The following is a 20,200-nucleotide window of genomic DNA, read 5'->3' on the forward strand; positions in this document are numbered from 1 at the left end:
AGGTTGCGATGGGCGGCATGTATCCGGGCGGGCTGGTGGGGCATTGGACCCTCGCGGCACCTGGCGGTGAATTGGAACATCATGAACACCGGAGCCAGGTGGATTTCAGCGCCAACCAGATCCAGCAAGGAAACCCCACTACAGAGTTCCGCCGGCGTCCGGACCGGGAACTGGATCTCCAGTTCTTTAACAGCAAGATGAAGTTCGACGACGGCGGCAACTTTGAGATCTGGGCGTTCGAGTCGAAGACTTCCGGACGAAAATTCCCGGCGCCTCTGGTGCGGGTCACCGAGGGCCAGACTTTCCACAGCACATTGAGTCCTGGCAAGAAAGTCCACACCATTCATTGGCATGGCGTGGAACCGGACCCGCGCAATGACGGCGTGGGGCACACTTCCTTTGAGGTCACGGGCCAATACACCTACCAGTGGGAACCTGAACCCGGCCGGCCCGGCGACCCCAACGTCGGGTCGGCCGGCACCTACTTCTACCACTGCCACGTCAACACCCCGTTGCATGTGCAGATGGGAATGTTCGGACCTGTGGTCATAGATCCTGTAGTCCACCCGGATTTCCCGGTGTCACCGGGGGCACGGCGGGCCTTCGTCGACGGGCCGGAATATGACATTGATACGGAGGCCATGCTGGTTCCCTATGCCGTGGATCCTCGGTGGCATAAACTCGGTCACGCCGCTGGGCTCTCCGGTGAGGATGTGGGACTGGACAAATTCGAGCCGGCACACTTTTACGTGCTGGGCGGCGAGCTCGCCCATCCGCAGGAAGAGGACGGCCCCCGCCAGCTGACCCGTATCCGCGCCAATGTCACCGCCGGCGGTGGTGCGAATGCCGCCAAACCCACGCTGCTGCGCGTGGTCAACGCCACCTTCATCCGGGTCAACGCCCATTTCACTGACGCAAACGGGAAGCCAGTGAAAATGGCTGAACTGGTCGCCCACGACGGTAGGCCGTACCGGGATACTTCCAGCCCCACCGGCGCCTGTCCGCCGACCTCCCGCACGGTTAGCCCCTTGGTGGCGGGCGTCATCAACGTCGGAGCCGCCGAGCGCTACGACATCATCCTGAATCCACCGTCCCCTGGCGATTATGTATTGACCGTCGAACTTATGAAATGGACCTCGGACACGGTCATCGCGTCCCGCAACATCGACATCATCGCCCGCTGACGGGCTGGAATACCGGCAGCACCGGTGGTGTTATGGATCTTGTGCCTACTCCCGATGGATCCGCCCCGTCCGCTGCCGTAGCTTCCTCCAGCCCAGTGGCACCGGCCAGCTCTTCGGGAATCCCAGCGACCGGCAGGCCTTCCCCGCCCAAAGCCGTCGACAAGGAAACGACGACGGGCGTGCTGTTCGGCATCGGCGCATACGGGCTGTGGGGGCTGCTGCCGCTGTACTTCCTGGTGCTGGCGCCCGCCGGAGCCGTGGAAATCGTGGCCAACCGGGTGGTGTGGTCGCTGCTCTTCTGCGCACTGCTCATCACCATCGCGCGCAGCTGGCGGGCACTCGGCGCGGCGATGAAGGACCGCACCGTCATGGTCCCGCTCGCGGTGGCCGCGGGCCTGATCGCCGTCAACTGGCTGACCTACACCTACGGCGTCACCACCGGCCATGCCGTGGAGGCCTCCCTGGGGTACTTCATCAACCCGCTCGTTTCGGTCCTCCTGGGCGTCATCGTGCTGAAGGAAAAGCTGCGCCCCCTCCAATGGGCCGCCGTCGGCATCGGCTTCATCGCCGTCGGCGTCCTGACCGTTTCCTACGGCAAGCTGCCGTGGATCGCCCTGACGCTGGCCTTCAGCTTTGGGCTGTACGGGTTCGTGAAGAAGCGCGTGGGCCCGAAGGTGGATGCGGTGACCAGCCTCAGCGTGGAAACCATCGTGCTGGCCCCGCTCGCCACCGCCACCATGGTTGTCCTGGGCGTCAGCGGAGCAGCAACCCTCAGCAGCAACGGCCCGGGGCATTTCTGGCTTCTCGCGGCGTCCGGCATCATCACCGCCGTCCCGCTGCTGTTCTTCGGCGCGTCCGCACGGCGGCTGCCCATGACCACCATCGGCCTGCTGCAGTACTTCGCTCCGGTCCTGCAGTTCATCGTGGCGCTAACGGCCTTCCACGAGACCATGACCGTGGACCGCTGGATCGGTTTCGGCGTCGTCTGGCTGGCCCTGCTGGTGCTGACCGTTGATATGCTGCGGAACTCGCGCAAGAACTCGGCCATCAAGAAGAGGGCAAGGCTTCACCCCTGAGTTCCTGCCTCTAAGTTTTTACAAGGTCTGTACGCCATAGTGATGTTGGCGGACTGCGTCGCGAAGCTGGCGTCCGAAGCGTCGGCCTCACGCGAAGAAGGCGCAGACTGATGTCGGAGGAATCTGAAAACGCAGGCGGGATGTCCCGCCGCACGCTCCTGCGGTGGGGGGCTGTTGGGAGTGCCGCTGCCGCGCTGGGTGCCGCGCAAGCGTACGGCAGCCCGTTTCTCGCCCAGCGGGGCCTGCTCTCGGCCGACGGCGCTTTTGCCGCCACGTCGACGTCGCTTGGTGACCTCTTGTTCTATATCGAGACATTCCCGACGAGCCCGCTGATCATCTCGCCGTTCAAGGACCGGCTGCCGATCCCCAAGGCGCTGGCGCCGGCGTCCCGCTCTGAACTCAGCAGCTGGAAACTGCCGCCGGGGCCCGGCACCGGCCAGCAGAACTCAATGCGCAACGACCGGCACCAGATCTGGCCGAGCCAGATCGGCTTTCCAGACCCCATCGTCTACAAGATCGACCTGCTGCTCGCCACCCACGCCTTCACTACCTCCCAAGTGCTGCCGATCAACTCAAATGGCCGTCCGACAGTCTCATTTGACGCAGGCGGCAAGACGTTCGCTGCCGGCACCAAGCGGACCCTGCCCCTGAGCACCATCTACGGCTTCAACGGCACCTTCCCCGGGCCGCTGATCAATGCCGAGTACGGCAGGCCGGTCCTCATCCGCTTCGAGAACCACCTGGATGAGAACCCTCAAAACCTCGATCGCCAGGACTTCGGCTCCCCGGACTGGTCTTTCCTGACCCACCTGCACAACAGCCACACGGCACCGGAAAGCGACGGCAACCCGCACTACTCCATGATCGCCGGGCCGAAGCACGACGGCTATTTACCGAAGACGTTCTGCGACAACCTGTACCTGAACTGGCCGGCAGGCGGCGACGACCGCGAAAAGCAGAGTTTCTTCTGGTTCCATGACCACAGGATGGACCACACAAGCTCAAACGTCTACAAAGGCATGGTGGGCCTCTACCCCATCTACGATCCGAAGAACGGCATGGACATGGGCGACGAGCGGCAGGGACTGCATCTGCCCGGAGTCCGCAAGGACAACTCGGACGGCACCTTCGACGTCGGCTACGACATCCCTCTGGCCTTCTTCGATTGCCGGCTGGACGACGGCGTGACGCTGCACAAGGACGTCCACGACGGCCTGGACGAATTCCCGGACGCCAAGAACCCGGCCAAGCACCCCGAGTGGTGGGGCAAGACCTTCTTCAGGCACTTCCCGAACCACGGCTTCGTGGGCGACATCTTCACCGTCAACGGCACGGCCAACCCGGTGCTGGAGGTGAAACGGCGCAAATACCGTTTCCGCTTCCTTGATGCCTCGGTCGCGAGGATCTACGAGTTCAAGCTGATGAGCTCGACGCAGGGCCCGAAGTCTTCGGCGTCGCTCGGCTACAACGGCGACGAACTCGCCGGCCAGTACCGCATCCCCGACGCGCAGCAGTGCATGCAGTTCGCCCAGATCGCCTCGGAAGGCGGGCTCCTGCCGTTCCCGGTCAGGCGGGACTCGTTCGAACTGTGGCCCTCCAAGCGGCGCGAAGTCATCGTCGACTTCACGCGGTACCAGGACGGCACGCCGACCACCAAGGGCGATGTCATCTACCTTACGAACGTCATGAAGATGCCCAACGGGCGGATGTGGTCCAACTCGTCCCGTTTCGGCCTGGATCCGGCCTACAAGGTGCCGGTGCTGAAGATCGTTATCGGCAACAACGCGCCGGACGAGAGCAGGATTCCCACGGCCATGCGTCCGCTTCCGCCGTTGCCGGACAACTGGCGGAACCTGATGGAGAACCGCCTCATATTCGAGGTGCAGCGCGGCAGCGCAGGCGGCGAGGCCGAGTGGCTCATCAACGGCAAACCCTTTGAGCCTTTGACAGTGGCGACGAGCCTGAAAAGCCCGCTCGGCCGCAGCCCGCTGGCCCAGCAGAAAAAGGGCAGCTTCAACCTCTGGGAGATCCGCAACGGCGGCGGCGGCTGGGTGCATCCCGTTCACCTGCACATGGAAGAACACCGCACCGTCATGCGGAACGGCAGGGATGTCACGCGCGGGGATCCCTCACATCCGGACGACGTCTCGCGGGAGGACACAGCGGCGCTTGATCCGGGCGAGTCCGTGATCCTCTACCGTGGGTTCAGGGACTTCGTCGGACCGTACGTAGTGCACTGCCATAACCTGGTCCATGAGGACCACGCCATGATGTTCGGCTGGGAAATCGTGCCGTGACCGCTCCACGTATCCCCTGGCGCACCAAGGGTGCGGGCTTGCCTCCGGGCCGGCCGGCCGTCCCTTGGTTGACAGTTGTATCGCTGGCTGCCGTGATGGCGTACGCTGACGGCTTCTGGATGATCTCGCTGCGGGGCGCCGTCGGGGCCATCGAGCGCACACAGGGGCCATTCGCGAGCTGGCTGCGCGAGTCCACCGCTGCCCTCCCGGTCTTCGTATTCGGTGTCCTTGCTGCGCTCGCCTTGGCGCTGCGCTGGTTCGGGCCGGTGCCCTCCAAGCCGCGGACGGTGATGGCAACGGGGCTGCTGGTCGCGGCGGCGGGCACCCTGGCCGGCACCGCTGAGATTGCTGCCAGCTCCGCCTGGGACTACCACCTGCAGCTTCAGCTCATGGACTCGTCGGACCGCGGCTCCACGGGCACTGCTCCGTCATCGCTGGAGCAGGCGACGCTCGGACTGCAGCTTCGCGCAATCGGCTATGGCAGCGGAATCCTGTTCATCACCAACCTCGTGTTGATCGGCTGGGCAGTGGCGATCCGGGGCGGCCGGCTGACCGTCAGCCGGACTCAACCGCGGACGGCCCGCGGACGCCAGCTTGGCCAAGCGCAGCTGTTCCTGGTCACCGCGTTGTTCGGCAGCGCAGCCATCCACGCGGCCGTCGTACCCGAGCATCTTGGCGAGTGGGCCGCCGCCGGTGCCTTCTTCCTTGTCCTCTCCGCGGCACAGTTTGCCGCCGGCCTCTTGGTGCTCCGCCGTCGGCAGCGCACAGTCCTCCCGGCCCGCACAGCCCTCCTGGCCACCGCCGCAGTCTCGATCATCCCGCTGGCGCTGTGGTTGTACTCCCGCACAGCCGGACTGCCCTTCGGCCCCGGAGCCGGAGTGCCCGAACCGCTCGGCCTGCCAGACAGCGCCGCCGGCGCCCTGGAACTGGGCACGCTCGTGCTCGCCATGGTGCTGCTCCGCGGCAGAGGCCGACTCCCCGGACGCCCGCCGGCGTCAGCCCACATTCGCGCCCTCCCGGTAGTAGCGGCGATCGCCGTCGGCGTCATTGGTCTCGCCGGGACCGGCGCAGCCTGGTTCGACAACCCTGGACGCTTCGGGCACGAGTCGGAGACGATCTCCCACTATCAGATGGGCATAGAGTCCACGCGCTCGTAGTCGCGCGGGACGACCACCATGGGCACCGGCAGGGCGCGCAGGATCTTGTTCGCCGTGCTGCCGATGAACAGCCTGTTCTTCTCCGCCAGGCGCGAGGAACCGATCACCATGACCTCGCCGTCGAGCCATTCCAGGCTGTCGATGGCTTCCTCGATGCTGCGCCCGTGCGCCACCGCCACGGTGACGTCGTGGCCTTCCGGCAGACGCGAAGCTGCGTCGCTCAGCACGGTGTTGGCGTGGCGGTGGGCGGCGTTGGTGGCTTCGCCGCCGTCGTCCGTCCCGGCGTCGAGGGTCACCAGCGACACGAGCCGCAGCGGCACGCCGCGGCGGTTGGCGGCACCGACGGCGGTGCCAATCGCGGCATCGGCCCCCGCGCGCTGCCCCGTGGCCAGGGTGAACCGGGTGACGGGTTCCGTGCGGTTGAAGCCGCGCGGCGCCAGGGCCACGGGCACCGGCGAAGCGTGCAGCAGGCCGTTGGCCACACTGCCCACGGTGAAGCGTTTGAACAGCCCGTTGCTGGCGGCACCCACCACGATCAGGCCGGTGTCGGCCCCGGCGGACTGGATCAGGCCATCGGCCAAGGACTCTGCCGGGACGGCGCGGAAGGTGGCCGGGACGCCGTCGGGAACCAGTGCCAGGCCCTGGCGTTCGACGGCCAGCACGTCCTGGTCACCAGGGGAAAGGCTCCCACCGGTGCGGAGGGCGCCGCCGGGGATGCCCGTCTTCAGGACGTACACCAGGTCCAGTTCGGCGTCCTGCGCCCGGGCCAGGGAAGAAGCCAGTGCAACGGCATCGGCGCCGCGCTCGTTGGGCGTGTAGCCAACTACGTATCGCATGTGAAGACCCCTCTTTGGGTGGCGTTTCAGTCCATATGTAGTGTGAACTTTACGGTTTTCCGTCAGCCCTGCCCAGAGCCCGTTAAAGCAAGGAATGGACACGGGATCACCGTGTCCATTCCTTTGCGAGGCCAGACGTTGTTGTTTGTCTGGAGATCCGTGGTTAGGCGTTGGCCTTGATGGCCGCGGCCAGCACCTCGAGGCCGTCGATGAGCAGCTCGTCGCTGATCACCAGCGGCGGCAGCAGGCGGATGACGTTGCCGTAGGTGCCGCAGGTGAGGATGATGACGCCCTCCTTGAGGCAGGCAGCCGCAACGGCCTTGGTGAGATCGGCGTTCGGTTCCTTGGAACCGGCCTGGACCAGCTCGATCGCCAGCATGGCGCCGCGGCCGCGGATGTCTCCGATGACGGAGGCGCCGGAAGCGGCAAGCTCGGCCTGCAGCTCGCGGAGTTTGCCGAGGGAGAGCTCTTCGATGTGGCGGGCACGGGCGTTGAGGTCGTGCTGTTCCATGGTCCCGATGGCAGCCAGGGCGGCTGCGCAGGCCACCGGGTTGCCGCCGTAGGTGCCGCCGAGGCCGCCCGGGTGGACGGCGTCGAGCAAGTCCGCACGGCCGGTGATCGCGGACAGCGGCAGGCCGCCGGCGATGCCCTTGGCCATGGTGATGATGTCCGGGACAACACCTTCGTGGTCAACGGCGAACCATTCGCCCGTGCGGCAGAAGCCGGACTGGACCTCGTCCGCGATGAAGACGATGCCCTTGTCCTTGGCCCAGGCGGACAGTGCCGGCAGGAAGCCCTCGGCCGGGACGATGAAGCCGCCCTCGCCCTGGATCGGTTCGATGATGATCGCGGCAACCTGGTCGCCGCCGATCTGCTTCTCGATCATGGTGATGGCGCGCCTGGCGGCCTCGGCACCCGTGATGTCCGGGTTCTCTTCACGGAACGGGTAGCTCATGGGCATGCGGTAGACCTCGGGCGCGAACGGGCCGAAGTTGGTCTTGTACGGCATGGCCTTGGCGGTCAGTGCCATGGTCAGGTTGGTGCGGCCGTGGTAGGCGTGGTCGAAGGCAACCACGGCGTCGCGGCCGGTGGCCAGGCGGGCAACCTTGACGGCGTTCTCCACGGCTTCGGCGCCGGAGTTGAACAGCACGGTGCGCTTGGCGTGGTCGCCCGGGGTGAGGCGGTTGAGCTGCTCGGCCACGGCCACGTAGCCCTCGTACGGGGTGACCATGAAACAGGTGTGCGTGAAGTGCGTGGCAGCTTCCTGGACGGCGGCGACGACGGCCGGGTCCGAGGCACCGACGCTGGTCACGGCGATGCCGGAGCCGAGGTCGATGAAGGAGTTGCCGTCGACGTCGCGGATGATGCCGCCGTCGGCGTCTTCAACGTAGACGGGAACGCCCGAGGAGACGCCGGCAGCGACGACGGCGGCGCGGCGCTCGTTCAGTGCCTGCGACTTGGGGCCGGGGAACTCAGCGTTGATGCTGCGCTTCTGCTCGATCCGGTACGAGAGTTCGTTTGCGGTGGTGGTCATGGGGAATTGCCTTTCTGGGAAGCCTGGTGTGGAGGGGTTACGCGACTGTGGGGCCACGCCGGCAGGGTTCCCTAGCCGAAGCGAAGCGAGGTTAGGGTGCCGGTGGGGATTATGCGTCCAGCGCACTCATGACGTGCTTGATGCGCGTGTAGTCCTCGACGCCGTACATGGACAGATCCTTGCCGTAGCCGGACTGCTTGAAGCCGCCGTGCGGCATCTCAGCGGTCAGCAGGATGTGCGTGTTGATCCAGACCGCGCCGAAGTCGAGGTCGCGGCTCATGCGCATGGCGGTGCCGTGGTCGGTGGTCCAGACGCTGGACGCCAGGGCGTATTCGACGTCGTTGGCCAGCTCGAGCGCTTCTGCCTCCGTGCTGAACTTCTGGACGGTGATGACGGGTCCGAAGGTTTCCTTCTGGACGATGTCGTCGCTCTGCTTGGCGCCCGTGATGATGGTGGGCTCGAAGAAGAAGCCCTTCTCGCCTGCGCGGTGGCCACCTGTTTCGATCCTGCAGTTGGCGGGGAGGTGCTCCACCACCGAGGTGACGGCGTTGAAGTGGTTCACGTTGTTCAGCGGGCCGAAGTAGTTTTCGTCGTCGTTCTGCGAACCGGTGTGCAGCGTCTTGGTGTGCTCCACCATGGCGGCAACCATGTCGTCGTGGATGGAGTCCTCGATCAGCACGCGGGTGATGGCGGTGCAGTCCTGGCCGGCGTTGAAGAAGGCGAACTCGGCGATGGCCGCGGCGCTCTTCTTGATGTCGGCGTCCTTGAAGACGATGGCCGGGGCCTTGCCGCCGAGCTCGAGGTGGGCACGCTTGAGGCCCTTGGCTGCGCCGCTGGCCACGGCGATGCCTGCACGGACGGAGCCGGTGATGGAGACCAGGCCGGGGACCTTGTGCTCCACCATCATGGCGCCGGTTTCGCCGGTGCCGAGGACCACGTTGAGCACGCCGGCGGGGAAGATTTCGCCGGCCAGCTTGGCCAGGACGAGTGTGGATTCCGGAGTGGTGTCCGAGGGCTTGAGCACCACGGTGTTGCCGGCGGCCAGGGCGGGGCCGATCTTCCAGATGGCCATGAGGAACGGGTAGTTCCACGGCGCCACCTGGGCGACCACGCCGATCGGTTCGCGGCGGACAAAGGAGGTGTGCCCCTCGAAGTACTCGCCGGCGGACTTGCCTTCCATGATGCGGGCGGCACCGGCGAAGAAGCGGAGCTGATCGGCGCCGGCGGCAACTTCCTCGGACGCGATCAGGGAGCGGACCTGGCCGGTGTTGCGGTGCTGGGCCTCAACGAGTTCCTCGCTGTTGGCCTCGACGGCGTCTGCGAGCTTGAGCAGCATGAGCTGGCGCTGGCCCGGGGTCGCGTGCTTCCAGCTCTTGAAGGCGTCGCTGGCGGCGGCCATGGCGGCGTCGACGTCGGCCTGCACCGAAATGGGCGACCGGGCCACGACCTCGCCGTTGGTGGGGTTCACGATGTCGAGAAGTCCCGTGCCGGCAGGAGTGACGAATTCGCCGTTGATGAAGTTCTGCAAGGTTTGAACCACGGTGTGCAACCCTCTTTCGATGTCTGGATGGTGGATTCAGCTGTTCAGAGCCTATGCCAGCACCCCCCTCCATGGAATAGACAGCCGCACAGCCGCACACCACCCCCTTAGTGCGCTTGACCAGCGCCGGGTTATCCTTTCAGCATGGCCATGTCCCTCGCCGCGCTCGTCGCCGTCCCCTCCCTCAAGCTCCGCAAAGCAGGCCTCGCGGAGACCACCTGGCACCAGGACATCCGCTGGGTTGCGGTCACGGAACAGGAGGATCCGCAGCGCTTCCTCAACGGTGGCGAGCTCGTCCTGACCACCGGCATGCGCCTCAAGAGCGCCGCGGAACAGCGGCGCTTTGTGCGCCAGGTCCAGCGCGCGGGCGCCGTGGGCATCGGCTTCGGCATCGGGCTGACCCACGAGGCCGTTCCGCCCGCACTGATCGCCGAAGCCAACCGCTGGGGACTCCCCCTGGTGGAGGTGGCCTACGAAACCCCGTTCATCGCCCTCGGCAAGCTCGTGGCTGATTCCCAGTCCGCGGACCACTATGCCAATCTTGAGCGGCTTATTGCCGGGCACCAGATCCTGGCCCGGGCCCTGCTAACCGGCGGTGGACTCGCCGAACTGCTCAAGCAGCTCGGCAGCATGCTCCGCACCGACGTGGTCCTGACCCAGTTCAGCGCCCAGCTCTACAACAGTTCCCTGCTCAAAACCCCGCCAACGGCCGAGGACTGGGCCTCATACCCCATCCCAACGGGCCGCCGCGACGCCTGCACCCTGTGGCTCAAACAGCCCTTCACCGATACCGGGATCATCAGCTACGCCCAGAACCTGATCAGCGTGGAACTGAACAACATGGTCAAGCAGCGCCAGTCCCAGCGCGCCATGGCCGGGCAGGTGCTGGACGACGTCATCCACGGCACCCTCGAGACCATCGAGGCAGCCCGCCGCCTGGCCGGCGTCGGGATCAACAGCACGCGCAAGAACGTGGTCCTGCTGGCCGAATCGAAAGCCCACCACAAGCAACTTGTGAGCATCTCCCTGCCGCAGGCCCTCGACGGCGGCGTGAGCGCCGTCGTCGGGAAGGACCTTATCGCCGTGGTGGCCGACGACGGCGGTTCGGCCAGCGCGCTGGCCAAGAGCCTCAGCGACCACCTGCTGGAGGCCGGCATCCATGCGGTGGTGGGGATCGGCGGCGCGTACACCAAGCCGAACGGCCTGCGCTGGAGCTACTTCGAGGCGCGCGACGCCCTGGCACACGGCCTGCCGGTCAACGAACCCGAACGCCTGAGCCTGACGTCGCTGCTACTCGCGAGCGAGGACGTGCCGCTGGCGGACATGGCGAGCGAATCGCTCACCCCCCTTCGCAAGTTCGACGCCGCGCATGGCGCCGAACTCGTGGCCACCCTGGAAAGCTACCTGAACCACAACGGCTCCGTGGCCGCGGTGGCCGAGGCATTGACCTTGCACCGCAACACCGTGCGCTACAGGCTGGCGCAGATCACCGAGCTCACAGGCTACGACCCCGCCCAGACCCAGGACCGCGTGCAGCTGTGGCTCGCCCTGGCCGTCCAGCGGCTGGGCTCGCGCCACCCCCGCTGAGGAGCCCGGGCCGCGCCCGGAGATATTCCCCACAAAAGGTTTAATATCAAACATCTAACGTCTAACCTTTAGCTATGAACCCGACGACTCCCACACCACCCGGAGCCCAGACAGCACCTTCCACGCACGCGCCCCTGGCGCAGGCCGGCGCCGCCACGGCGGCCGTACCGAAGTCGCGCTGGGTGGCAGTGGTGGGGATCATCGCCGTCGTACTGATCGGGCTCAACCTCCGCGCCGGAATCACCAGCGCAGCCGCGCTGTACCACGAGCTCCAGACGGTACTGGGCTACGGCGCCCTGGTGGCCTCGTTCCTGCCCACCATCCCGCTGCTCTGCTTCGCATTCGCCGGCCTGGCGACGCCCGCCCTGGTCCGCAGGTTCGGCGTCGAGAAGGCCATTCTGTTCGCGCTCTTCCTGCTCGCCGCCGGGCTGCTGGTCCGCGCAGTCCCCACCACGGGGGCGCTGCTGGCCGGAACCGTGCTGGCCATGTCCGGGCTGGCCGTCTGCAATGTGGCCATGCCGGCGTTCATCCGCGAGCACTACGCGGCCAAGACTTCCCTCATGACTGGGCTGTACACCTTCACGATGTCCGGCGGTGCCACCATTGCGGCCTCCGTCAGCGTCCCCCTTGCGCAGCAGCTCGGCTCGCCGTCGCTCGGCCTGGCAGCATGGGGCATCCTGGGCGTCGGCGCCATGCTCGGCTTCCTGCCAGTGGTTCTCCGTGCCCACCGGAAGTCCGCCAAGACTGACAAACCACGCGTGTCGATGTGGCCGCTGCTGCGCACGCGCCTGGGCTTCCTAATCACGGCCATCTTCACCTTGCAGGCGTTCCTGGCCTACGGCGTGATGAGCTGGTTCGCGTACATCCTGACTGCCACGGGACTGAGCGCCTCCGAAAGCGGCATCCAGTTCGGCATCATGCAGGTGGTATCCGTAGCCGCCGGCATGATCCTGCTGGCCATCGCCTCACGCACCGGCATGATGCGGCCCGCCCTGTTCGCCGCGAGCGGTGCCACGATCGCAGGCGTTGTTGCCATGCTCGCGCTGCCCACCTCGCTGGCTGTGGTGCCCGCTGTGCTGTTCGGTCTCGGCCTCGGGATCTTCCCGCTGATCCTGGTGATCATCAGCCGCAGTGGCCGCAGCACCGCCGAAACCACCGCTTTGTCCACCATCGCCCAGTCCCTCGGTTACCTGCTTGCCGCGCTGGGGCCGTTCGGCGTCGGGCTCCTCCACAGCGCCACCGGAGACTGGACCCTGCCGCTGCTGATGCTGCTCGTTGCGGCCGTGGCCCTGCTGATGGTCGCTTTCCTGCTGACCAGCCAGCGCACACCCCGCACCACCGGGCCCAGGACCGTCGCATGAGCCTCACTCCATCCCACCGCCCCGCCCTGGCCGAGGAAGTAACGGCCAAGCTGCGTGCCATGATCCAGTCCGGCGAATGGCCGCTCAACGCGAAGATCCCGGCCGAACCCGAGCTCATGGCCAGCCTGGGCGTGTCCCGCGGAACCCTGCGCGAGGCCATCAAGGCCCTCGCCCACGGCGGCATGCTGGAAGTCCTCCGCGGCGACGGCACCTACGTGCGCGCCACCAGCGAGATCTCCGGCGCTGCCCAGCGGATATACAAGGAGCACACGCAGGAGCACATCGTGGAGGTCCGGATGGGGCTGGACACGCAGGCCGCACGGCTGGCCGCACGGCACGCCACGGCCGAGGACATCGCCGCCATGCGGGCCCTGCTGCAGCTCCGCCGCGACGCCTGGCAGGCCGGGGACTACCTCACGTGGGCACGCGCCGACTGGGATTTCCACGAACGCGTGGCCCTCGCCTCGGGCAACCCCTTACTGCACCAGCTCCATGTGTCCTTCGGCGGCGTCTTCCATGACGACCTCCTGCGCCAGCAGCGCCGTGCCGGCTTCAACGGCATCCCCCGCGAGGGCCACGACGAGCTCGCCGACGCCATCGAAGCCGGTGACGAGGAAGCCGCCGTCGCAAGCGTCTACCGCAACCTGGACTTCGCCAAGGAGTGGCTCAAGCGTTAGTGGGCATCTGCGCGGAGTGGCTCCGAGATTAACCGCCAAGGCGGGGTCACTTCCGGTCGAATAATCCACTAGTATCTGCCTATAAGGGGTTCCGGCCCTGGACCGTCGTCAGCGGCGATCGGCCTTGCGCCCTTGGACAATTAAGCTCTTGGAGGTAAGCCATGAGTTACGTTCCAGTACACGGCGAGGCGACCGGGCACACTGCATCCCCGGCCAGTACCAGACTGCTGGTAGTGCTGCTGACCGCCGCCGCCATCGTGGCGTGGTCGCTCTCCGTCTGGCTCGCCGTCACTCTCCGCGTCGAAGGTCCGGTCCACACTGTGGCCCAGGTAGTGCACATCCTTGCCATGGTGCTCGCGTTCGGCGCCATCATGCTGGTCGACTGGCACGGGTTCCTCTGGCTGATCCGCAGACGCCAGCTTAAAGAAATCATCCGGCTCGATGGCGCCGCCACCCCGCTGATTTGGGCCGGACTCGCCGGGATGCTGGCAAGCGGAGTGTTCCTGAACCCAAATCTGGGCAACCCGCTGACAGTCATCAAGCTGGTCGCCGTGCTTTTGCTGATCATCAACGGCATCATGCTGATTCCGCTGATGCGGCGTCTGGTGAAGATGTCACCCGCCTCAACCTTCGCAGGACTGCAGCCTGGTCAGCGGTTCCACATGCTGGCGTGCCTGTCCATCTCGCAGCTGTGCTGGTGGACGGCCATCATCGTCGGATTTATCAACGCCGAATTCAACTAGCCGAATTCATCTAGGGGCCAGGCAGCTGGCCGTTCTCTTGGCTGGCGGCCAGCCGGACGCCCGCGGCGGCGGCGTCACCGAAGCGGGCATCGATGAGCACTACCTCCCGCCCCGCACGCTGCAGCAGGCTGGCCGCGACGGCTGCCCGGTAGCCGGTGGCGCAGTGCACCCAGGCCCGACCGTGCGGGACCTCGTCCATTTTCAGCAGCAGTTCGTGCAACGGGACGTTGACGGCCCCCTGCACGTGGGAGGCGGCGAACTCGTTCGAACGGCGCACGTCCAGCACGGTATCGCCCGCTGCCATCCCGGCCAGCAGGCCGTCCCAGCCGACGCGCGGGAACGACTCCAGCCGGACCCCCGGCGCCAGCAGCCCGGGGTCCTGCCCGACGGCGGCATCCGGGGAGTCGATCCCGATCCGGGACAGATCACGGATCGCCTTCCGGACCTCCTCGTGCGGCCCCAGCAGCGTCAGCGGCCGGTTCCACGGCAGGACCCAGCCAAGGTAGCTGGTGAAGTTTGATCCCGGGCCGTATTCAAAGGCCAGGCTGCCCCGCAGATGGTTCGCGGCGAATGCCACGCGGCTGCGCAGGTCCACCACCCACTCCCCCGCCTCGAGCCGGCGTTCGAGCTCCGCAGCGTCCACCGATTCCGGCACGTCCAGCGTCGCCGGTCCGGGGCCCAGTGCATTGAGCGGGCTCATGTGCGCGTAGTAGCTCGGGTACGCCGTGATGTTGGCCAGCAGGTGGCTGACAAAGTGGTCTTCGTCGGGGTCCGTGAGCGCGTGGTTGGTGGCTGCCTGCTCGCCGATCGTGGAGGCCGGGACCCTGCTCGCCGGGCCGATGGAGCAGAACGAGCCGAAGCCATGCGTGGGGTACAGGACCGCGTCCGGGGTGGCCTCCGCAACCAGCCGCCGCACGGAAGCGTACTGCTCATGGGCCAACCCGGCGGTCTCGGCGTCGGCGACGAGGTCCGTCCGGCCCACGGAACCATAGAGCAGGCTGCCGCCTGAGAACACGGCCTGCCGCCCGCCGTCGGCCTCGTCCTCCCGCACCACATACGACAGGTGGGTGTGCGTGTGCCCCGGCGTGGCGACCACCTTGACGGTGAGCCGCCCCACCCGGATGAGCTGCCCGTCGGTGACCGGAACGCGGTCGAACGCGACGGCGTCGGCGGCGTTCACCAGGTAGGCCGCGCCATGGCTCCGGGCCAGGAGCAGGCCGCCCGTGAGGTAGTCGTTGTGCAGGTGCGTTTCGGCCACGTGGGTGATCCGGACGCCAGTCTCCCGGGCCGCCGCTTCGACGCGGTCCGTATCGCGCTGCGGGTCGATCACCAGCGCCACAGTGCCGTCATGCACCAGGTAGCTGCGGTCCCCCAACTGGGTTGTTTCAATGACCACGACGTCCATGCGGTGAGTCTATCCCCGGTGCTGTCCCCGGCAACAAAAAACCGGCGCTTGTTCGCAGATCCGCCCCTTGAAGGACAGGATCCGCGAACAAGCGCCGGGTTTTAAGTGAAGCTAAACTTGTGCAGCAACGCCGTCGCGGGAGATGTCCACCATGTCCTCGCGGGCCACCACCTTGACGCGTTCGCGCTGGACCTCTACGCCGTGCGTGGTGCCGGCCTCGGTGGCTGCGGCGCCCAGGGCGAGTTCGTGCGCGTCCAGTGCCAGCCAGCCTTCCCAGCTGGTGAACTTCACGCCGCGGGAATCGAGCAGTTCGACGACGGCGTCTGCCGCGGGAACGGCGGCCAGCGGCAGGTTTTCGCGGTCCTCCAGCAGGTACGTCACGGTCTCCAGGGCATCGCCCTTGGTGTGCCCAATCAGGCCGATGGGCCCGCGCTTGATCCAGCCGGTGGCGTAGACGCCCGGGACGTGCTCGCCCGAGGCGTCCAGCACACGGCCGCCGGCGTTGGGGACAACGCCCTTCTTGTGGTCGAACTCGACGTCCGGCAGGGCCGAACCGAAGTAGCCGATGGCGCGGTAGACGGCCTGGACGGGGTAGTCGAGGAACTCGCCGGTGCCGCGGGCGTTGCCCGTGCCGTCCAGCTCGGTGCGCTCGAACTTGATGCCGGTGACGCGGCCCGGGTTCTCGGCGTCGTCGTAGACCTCCACCGGGTTGTGCAGGAAGTGCAGGTGCAGGCGGCGGGAAGCCTTCAGCTCGGAAAGGTCCTCCGGCTGCTCGGCGATCCAGTTGGTGAGCGTGCCAACCATGGTCTTGACCTGGTTGTTGCTCTGGATCAGGCGGTCCGACTCCTCGTCGAATTCGAAGTCCTCGGCGTAGAGGATGATGTCCACGTCCTTGGAGTGGGACAGTTCGCGCAATTCAAGCGGGGTGAACTTCACCTGGGCCGGGCCGCGGCGGCCGAAGACGTGGACGTCCGTGACCGGGGAGGCCTTGAGGCCTGCGTAGACGTTGTCCGGGATTTCGGTGACGAGCAGGTCATCGGCATGCTTGGACAGGACACGGGCCACGTCTAGGGCCACGTTGCCGTTGCCGAGCACGGCCACTTCCTTGGCGTCCAGCGGCCATTCGCGGGAGACGTCCGGGTGTCCGTCGTACCAGGACACGAAGTCCGCGCCGCCGTAGGAGGCCTCGAGTTCGATGCCGGGGATGTTCAGGTCCGCGTCCTTGATGGCGCCGGTGGCGAAGATGACGGCGTCGTAGTGGGTGCGCAGGTCCTCGATGGAGATGTCCGTGCCGTAGTCCACGTTGCCGAAGAAGCGGATGTCGCCGCGGTCCAGGACCTTGTGCAGGGCGTTGACGATGCCCTTGATGCGCGGGTGGTCCGGGGCAACGCCGTAGCGGATCAGTCCGTAGGGCGCAGGGTAGCGGTCGAAGAGGTCGATGCTGACGGTCAGTTCGCCGCTCTTGACGGCTTCGCTCTTGGTCAGGATGTCAGCGGCGTAGACGCCTGCCGGGCCGGAGCCGACGACGGCGACGCGCAGCGGACGCTCCGGAGAACCTACGGGGGTGCTAGTTGACACGGCTGTGTTCCTTCTTCTTCGGTCCGGCCCAACTGGGTCGCATTAGATGTCGTTTTGAGGGCTCATAACGACATCTACTGCTACCCAGTTGGGTGGGGGGCTAGATTGTGGCGACTCGGGGGCGGTTCGGGGTGATGGTGCTGTAGTCGGCGGTCTTGAAATGCTGGGGCGCGAACGGGCTGACCCGGACCACATCGCCGATCACAATGACGGCAGGATTTGCCACGCCAACGGCTTCCGCCTGGTCCGCGATGGTCCCCAGCGTGCCGATGGTGACGCGCTGCTCCGGCAAATACCCGTTCTCCACGATACCTACTGGAGTGTCCAGTGCGAGACCGGCCCCTGCCAGGGCGGCCGCGGAATCGCGCAATTGGGCCACTCCCATGAGCAACACCACAGTGTGGTCGGGGCGGGCGGGGACCTCGGAGAGTTCCTCGTGGCCGGTGACCACGCTGAAGCCCTTCGCCAGGCCGCGGTGCGTCATCGGGATGCCGGCGGCGGCCGGAACGGAAATCGCCGACGTCACGCCGGAAACCACTTCAACCTCGACGCCGTGCTGCCGGCAGAATTCTGCCTCCTCGCCGCCGCGCCCCAGGACGTAGGGATCGCCGCCCTTGAGCCGGACCACGTGGTTTCCGGCGAGGGCTTCCTCCACGAGGATGCGGTTGATCTCGAGCTGCGGGACGGGGTGGTGGCCGGGGGTCTTGCCGACCTCAATGATGCGGACGTCCGGGGCAAGCTCGTTGAGCAGCTCCCGGGGGCCAAGACGGTCAGCCACCACGACGTCGGCCTGGCCCAGGAGCCTGCGGCCGCGGACGGTGATGAGTCCGGTGTCGCCGGGTCCGCCGCCTACCAAGGCAACGGTTCCCGTGCCGGTCACGGTGCCGGGCTTGCGGTGGCGGCGCAGCGGGAGGTCGCCGGATTCCAGGGCCGTGGCGACGGCGTCGCGGAGTGCCATGGCGCGGCGCGGGTCTCCCCCGGCGTTGATGGCGATCTTGATGTCGTCCACGACGGCGACGGCGGGCGTCCAGGCGGCCGAGGCTTCGTGGTCCGAGGCGTTGACGCACCAGAGGCGCTGGGCTTCGGCGTCAGCGGCCACCTGGGTGTCCACGGCGGCGACGCCGGTGGCGGTCTGGACGAACCAGACGCCGTCGAGGTCTGAGGTGCGGTATTCGCGCGGCTCCCAGGCGAGGAGCCCGGCATCGGCGAGTCCGCGGAGTTCTGCGGAGGCAACGGGGGCGACCACGGTGACTTTGGCACCGGCGTCGAGCAGTCCCTTGGCGCGGCGCGCTGCCACGGGTCCGCCGCCCACCACCAGCACGGGGCGGCCGAGCAGCCGGAGTGCTGTGGGGTAAATGTCCTGTATTGCCATGAAAAAACTGTAGAGCCGGCCCGTAACATGCATCAAAGGGCCGGAAACACCCGTTAATGCTGGGTAATCCTGCGTCACATTGACGCGTAACCCTTGCTAGCGGGCGGGGCGTTCTTCAAGCCCAGGTAGTGCGCCCGCTGTTCCTGGTCCAGGTGCTCGATGGCGTAGCGCAGCGCCGTGCGCGGCATGGTGGCGGCATGGGCGTCCAGGAAGGCCAGGAGCCGTTGGCGGTTGCTGCGGCCGGCGTCGCGGACCCAGCCGCCCAGGGCCTTGTGGATCAGGTCTTCCTTGTCGTTCAGGAGGAGCTCGGCGATGGCGAAGGTGTCTTCCTGCTGGCCATGGCGCAGGAACGCCCAGGTGGCCACGATCGCCGTGCGGCGCTCCCACATGTTCGCCGAGGCGGCCAGTTCATACAGGACGTCCCGAGGCTTGTCCACGAGCCAGCCGCCCACCACGCGCCCGGCCCCGAGGTCCACCAGGTCCCAGTTGTTGATGCGATCGTGGCGGCGGAGGTACAGGCCGTAGAGCTCCCCGCGGCGCTGCTCCGTGGTCTTCTTGTGCTCCGCCTGCAGCGCCATGATCTTGACCGCCCCGGAACGCGCCTCGTGGACGTCCTGCTCCAGGAGGTTCTCGATCTCGGGCGGCTCCATGGCGGCGAACTCCTTGCCCAGCGTGAAGACCTCGCCCATGCGGACGCCCATGAAGAAGTCGCCCTCGGCATAGTCCCCGGGACCGGTCTTGAAGTAGCGCCGGTATTTGGCTTGTTCCTCATCGGACTGCAGGGCATCGAGGCGGGCCAGGAACGCTGCGGCCGTGGGCGTCTCCGTCATAGGGGCATCATCTTCCGTCGTCAGAAGATGGACAAGCCTGTGCGGGTGGTGAATTCATCGAGAGCGGCGACTCCTGCCAGCGAGTTTCCGGAGCGGCCAAGGCCCGGACTCCAGACACTGATCGTGCAGTGCTCGGGCACAACGGCCACAATGCCGCCGCCCACCCCGCTCTTTCCGGGGAGCCCTACACGGTAGGCGAATTCGCCAGCCGCATCGTAGGTGCCGCAGGTGAGCATCACCGCGTTGATTCTCTTGGTCTGGGACCGGGAGAGCAGGGGCGTGCCGTCCGCCCTTGCTCCGTTGGCTGCCAGGAACCTGCCGGCGAGCGCCAGATCCGTGCAGCTCATCGCCAGCGCACATTGCTTGACGTAGGCCTCGAGAACCTCCTCGACGGGGTTTTCCAAGTTGCCGTAGCTCGCCAGGAAGTGTGCCAGGGAGGTGTTGCGGTGGCTGTGGAGGAGTTCTGAAGCGGCGACGTCGGCGTCTGCGTCGATCCGCGGGTTGCCGCTCTCCTGCCGGAGCAGTTCGCGCACGGCCGACGCCGGGTGGCCCGTGACGCTCAGGAGCCTGTCAGCCACCACGAGTGCACCGGCGTTGATGAACGGATTGCGGGGAATTCCATCCTCGCTTTCCAGCTGGACGAGGGAGTTGAAGGGATTCCCGGATGGCTCCCGGAAGACGCGTTTCCAGATGCTGTCGCCGTCGCGGGCCAGGACCAGCGCGAGGGCAAAGACCTTCGAAATACTCTGGATCGAAAAGGGCACGTCGGCGTCCCCCGAGGAGTAGACCTCGCCCGAGCGCATTGCCACGGAAATTCCGAACTGTTTGGCATTCACAGACGCCAGCTGGGGAATGTAGTCTGCCACTTCTCCCTGGCCGAGCAGCGGCTGAACCGAGGCGACAATATCGTCGAGAAGATTCTGGATGTCCATAAGGCGGTGTCTCTGGCTTCTTGCTATGGCGGCATGGTGGAGTGAACCGCGCTGTTCAAATAACTCAATAACGGTGATGAAGGACCACGGG

The 20,200-nt window shown here is 66.6% G+C and carries 16 protein-coding genes; 8 read left to right on the plus strand and 8 right to left on the minus strand.

Annotated elements, in window-relative coordinates:
- From J1902_RS14225 to J1902_RS14240, 4 genes are all read left to right on the plus strand, one after another.
- On the plus strand, window positions 1-1,184 hold a 1,184-nt coding region (locus J1902_RS14225; RefSeq protein ID WP_207616971.1), incomplete at its 5' end, for a multicopper oxidase domain-containing protein.
- 32 nt (window positions 1,185-1,216) lie between these two features.
- Window positions 1,217-2,260: an EamA family transporter RarD gene (rarD, locus tag J1902_RS14230; protein WP_207616972.1), complete on the plus strand. Its 1,044-nt coding sequence runs from the start codon at window positions 1,217-1,219 to the stop codon at window positions 2,258-2,260.
- A gap of 110 nt (window positions 2,261-2,370) precedes the next feature.
- Window positions 2,371-4,557, plus strand: coding sequence for a multicopper oxidase family protein (locus tag J1902_RS14235; RefSeq protein ID WP_207616973.1), 2,187 nt, complete (start codon window positions 2,371-2,373; stop codon window positions 4,555-4,557).
- A gap of 95 nt (window positions 4,558-4,652) precedes the next feature.
- Window positions 4,653-5,714 (plus strand): hypothetical protein, encoded by a 1,062-nt coding sequence (locus tag J1902_RS14240; RefSeq protein ID WP_207616974.1) that lies wholly within the window; start codon window positions 4,653-4,655, stop codon window positions 5,712-5,714.
- Here J1902_RS14240 and J1902_RS14245 read toward each other — a convergent pair.
- From J1902_RS14245 to J1902_RS14255, 3 genes are all read right to left on the minus strand, one after another.
- Entirely contained in the window at window positions 5,684-6,550 is an 867-nt protein-coding gene (locus tag J1902_RS14245) for a universal stress protein (protein ID WP_207616975.1), read from the minus strand. The two genes, J1902_RS14240 and J1902_RS14245, sit on opposite strands and share 31 nt — an antisense overlap.
- Window positions 6,551-6,713: 163 nt before the next feature.
- Entirely contained in the window at window positions 6,714-8,084 is a 1,371-nt protein-coding gene (gene gabT, locus J1902_RS14250; RefSeq protein WP_207616976.1) for a 4-aminobutyrate--2-oxoglutarate transaminase, read from the minus strand.
- A 109-nt stretch (window positions 8,085-8,193) separates the two neighbouring features.
- Window positions 8,194-9,624 carry an aminobutyraldehyde dehydrogenase gene (locus J1902_RS14255; RefSeq protein ID WP_207616977.1) on the minus strand — a complete coding sequence of 477 codons (1,431 nt, stop codon included), beginning with the start codon at window positions 9,622-9,624 and terminating at the stop codon, window positions 8,194-8,196.
- A 144-nt stretch (window positions 9,625-9,768) separates the two neighbouring features.
- Between J1902_RS14255 and J1902_RS14260 the strand changes: the two genes are divergently transcribed.
- The 4 genes from J1902_RS14260 (at window position 9,769) to J1902_RS14275 (ending at window position 13,992) form a co-directional block, all read left to right on the plus strand.
- On the plus strand, window positions 9,769-11,211 hold the full coding sequence (locus tag J1902_RS14260; protein ID WP_207616978.1) for a PucR family transcriptional regulator: 1,443 nt from the start codon (window positions 9,769-9,771) through the stop codon (window positions 11,209-11,211).
- A 74-nt stretch (window positions 11,212-11,285) separates the two neighbouring features.
- The gene (locus tag J1902_RS14265) at window positions 11,286-12,572 is read left to right on the plus strand and encodes an MFS transporter (RefSeq protein WP_207616979.1); all 1,287 of its coding nucleotides are present in this window, start codon (window positions 11,286-11,288) and stop codon (window positions 12,570-12,572) included.
- Window positions 12,569-13,249 carry a FadR/GntR family transcriptional regulator gene (locus tag J1902_RS14270; protein WP_207616980.1) on the plus strand — a complete coding sequence of 227 codons (681 nt, stop codon included), beginning with the start codon at window positions 12,569-12,571 and terminating at the stop codon, window positions 13,247-13,249. Before J1902_RS14265 ends, J1902_RS14270 begins: the two co-directional genes overlap by 4 nt.
- A 161-nt stretch (window positions 13,250-13,410) precedes the next feature.
- Window positions 13,411-13,992: a hypothetical protein gene (locus J1902_RS14275; RefSeq protein WP_207616981.1), complete on the plus strand. Its 582-nt coding sequence runs from the start codon at window positions 13,411-13,413 to the stop codon at window positions 13,990-13,992.
- A 10-nt stretch (window positions 13,993-14,002) separates the two neighbouring features.
- On the opposite strand, the gene J1902_RS14280 is transcribed toward J1902_RS14275, so the two are convergent.
- The 5 genes from J1902_RS14280 to J1902_RS14300 all read right to left on the minus strand — a co-directional run bounded on the left by J1902_RS14280 (window position 14,003) and on the right by J1902_RS14300 (window position 20,109).
- Entirely contained in the window at window positions 14,003-15,397 is a 1,395-nt protein-coding gene (locus tag J1902_RS14280) for an MBL fold metallo-hydrolase (RefSeq protein WP_207616982.1), read from the minus strand.
- 111 nt (window positions 15,398-15,508) lie between these two features.
- The gene (locus tag J1902_RS14285; protein WP_207616983.1) at window positions 15,509-16,975 is read right to left on the minus strand and encodes an FAD-dependent oxidoreductase; all 1,467 of its coding nucleotides are present in this window, start codon (window positions 16,973-16,975) and stop codon (window positions 15,509-15,511) included.
- Window positions 16,976-17,075: 100 nt separating this feature from the next.
- Window positions 17,076-18,347, minus strand: coding sequence for a uroporphyrinogen-III C-methyltransferase (gene cobA, locus J1902_RS14290; protein ID WP_207616984.1), 1,272 nt, complete (start codon window positions 18,345-18,347; stop codon window positions 17,076-17,078).
- A 74-nt stretch (window positions 18,348-18,421) separates the two neighbouring features.
- Complete coding sequence (locus tag J1902_RS14295; RefSeq protein WP_207616985.1) at window positions 18,422-19,177, minus strand: DNA alkylation repair protein; 756 nt, start codon at window positions 19,175-19,177, stop codon at window positions 18,422-18,424.
- Between the two features lie 20 nt (window positions 19,178-19,197).
- Window positions 19,198-20,109, minus strand: coding sequence for a glutaminase (locus tag J1902_RS14300; RefSeq protein WP_207616986.1), 912 nt, complete (start codon window positions 20,107-20,109; stop codon window positions 19,198-19,200).
- Between the last annotated feature and the right edge of the window lie 91 nt (window positions 20,110-20,200).

It is taken from the genome of Arthrobacter cavernae (genome assembly GCF_017368795.1).
Classification (GTDB): domain Bacteria; phylum Actinomycetota; class Actinomycetes; order Actinomycetales; family Micrococcaceae; genus Arthrobacter; species Arthrobacter cavernae.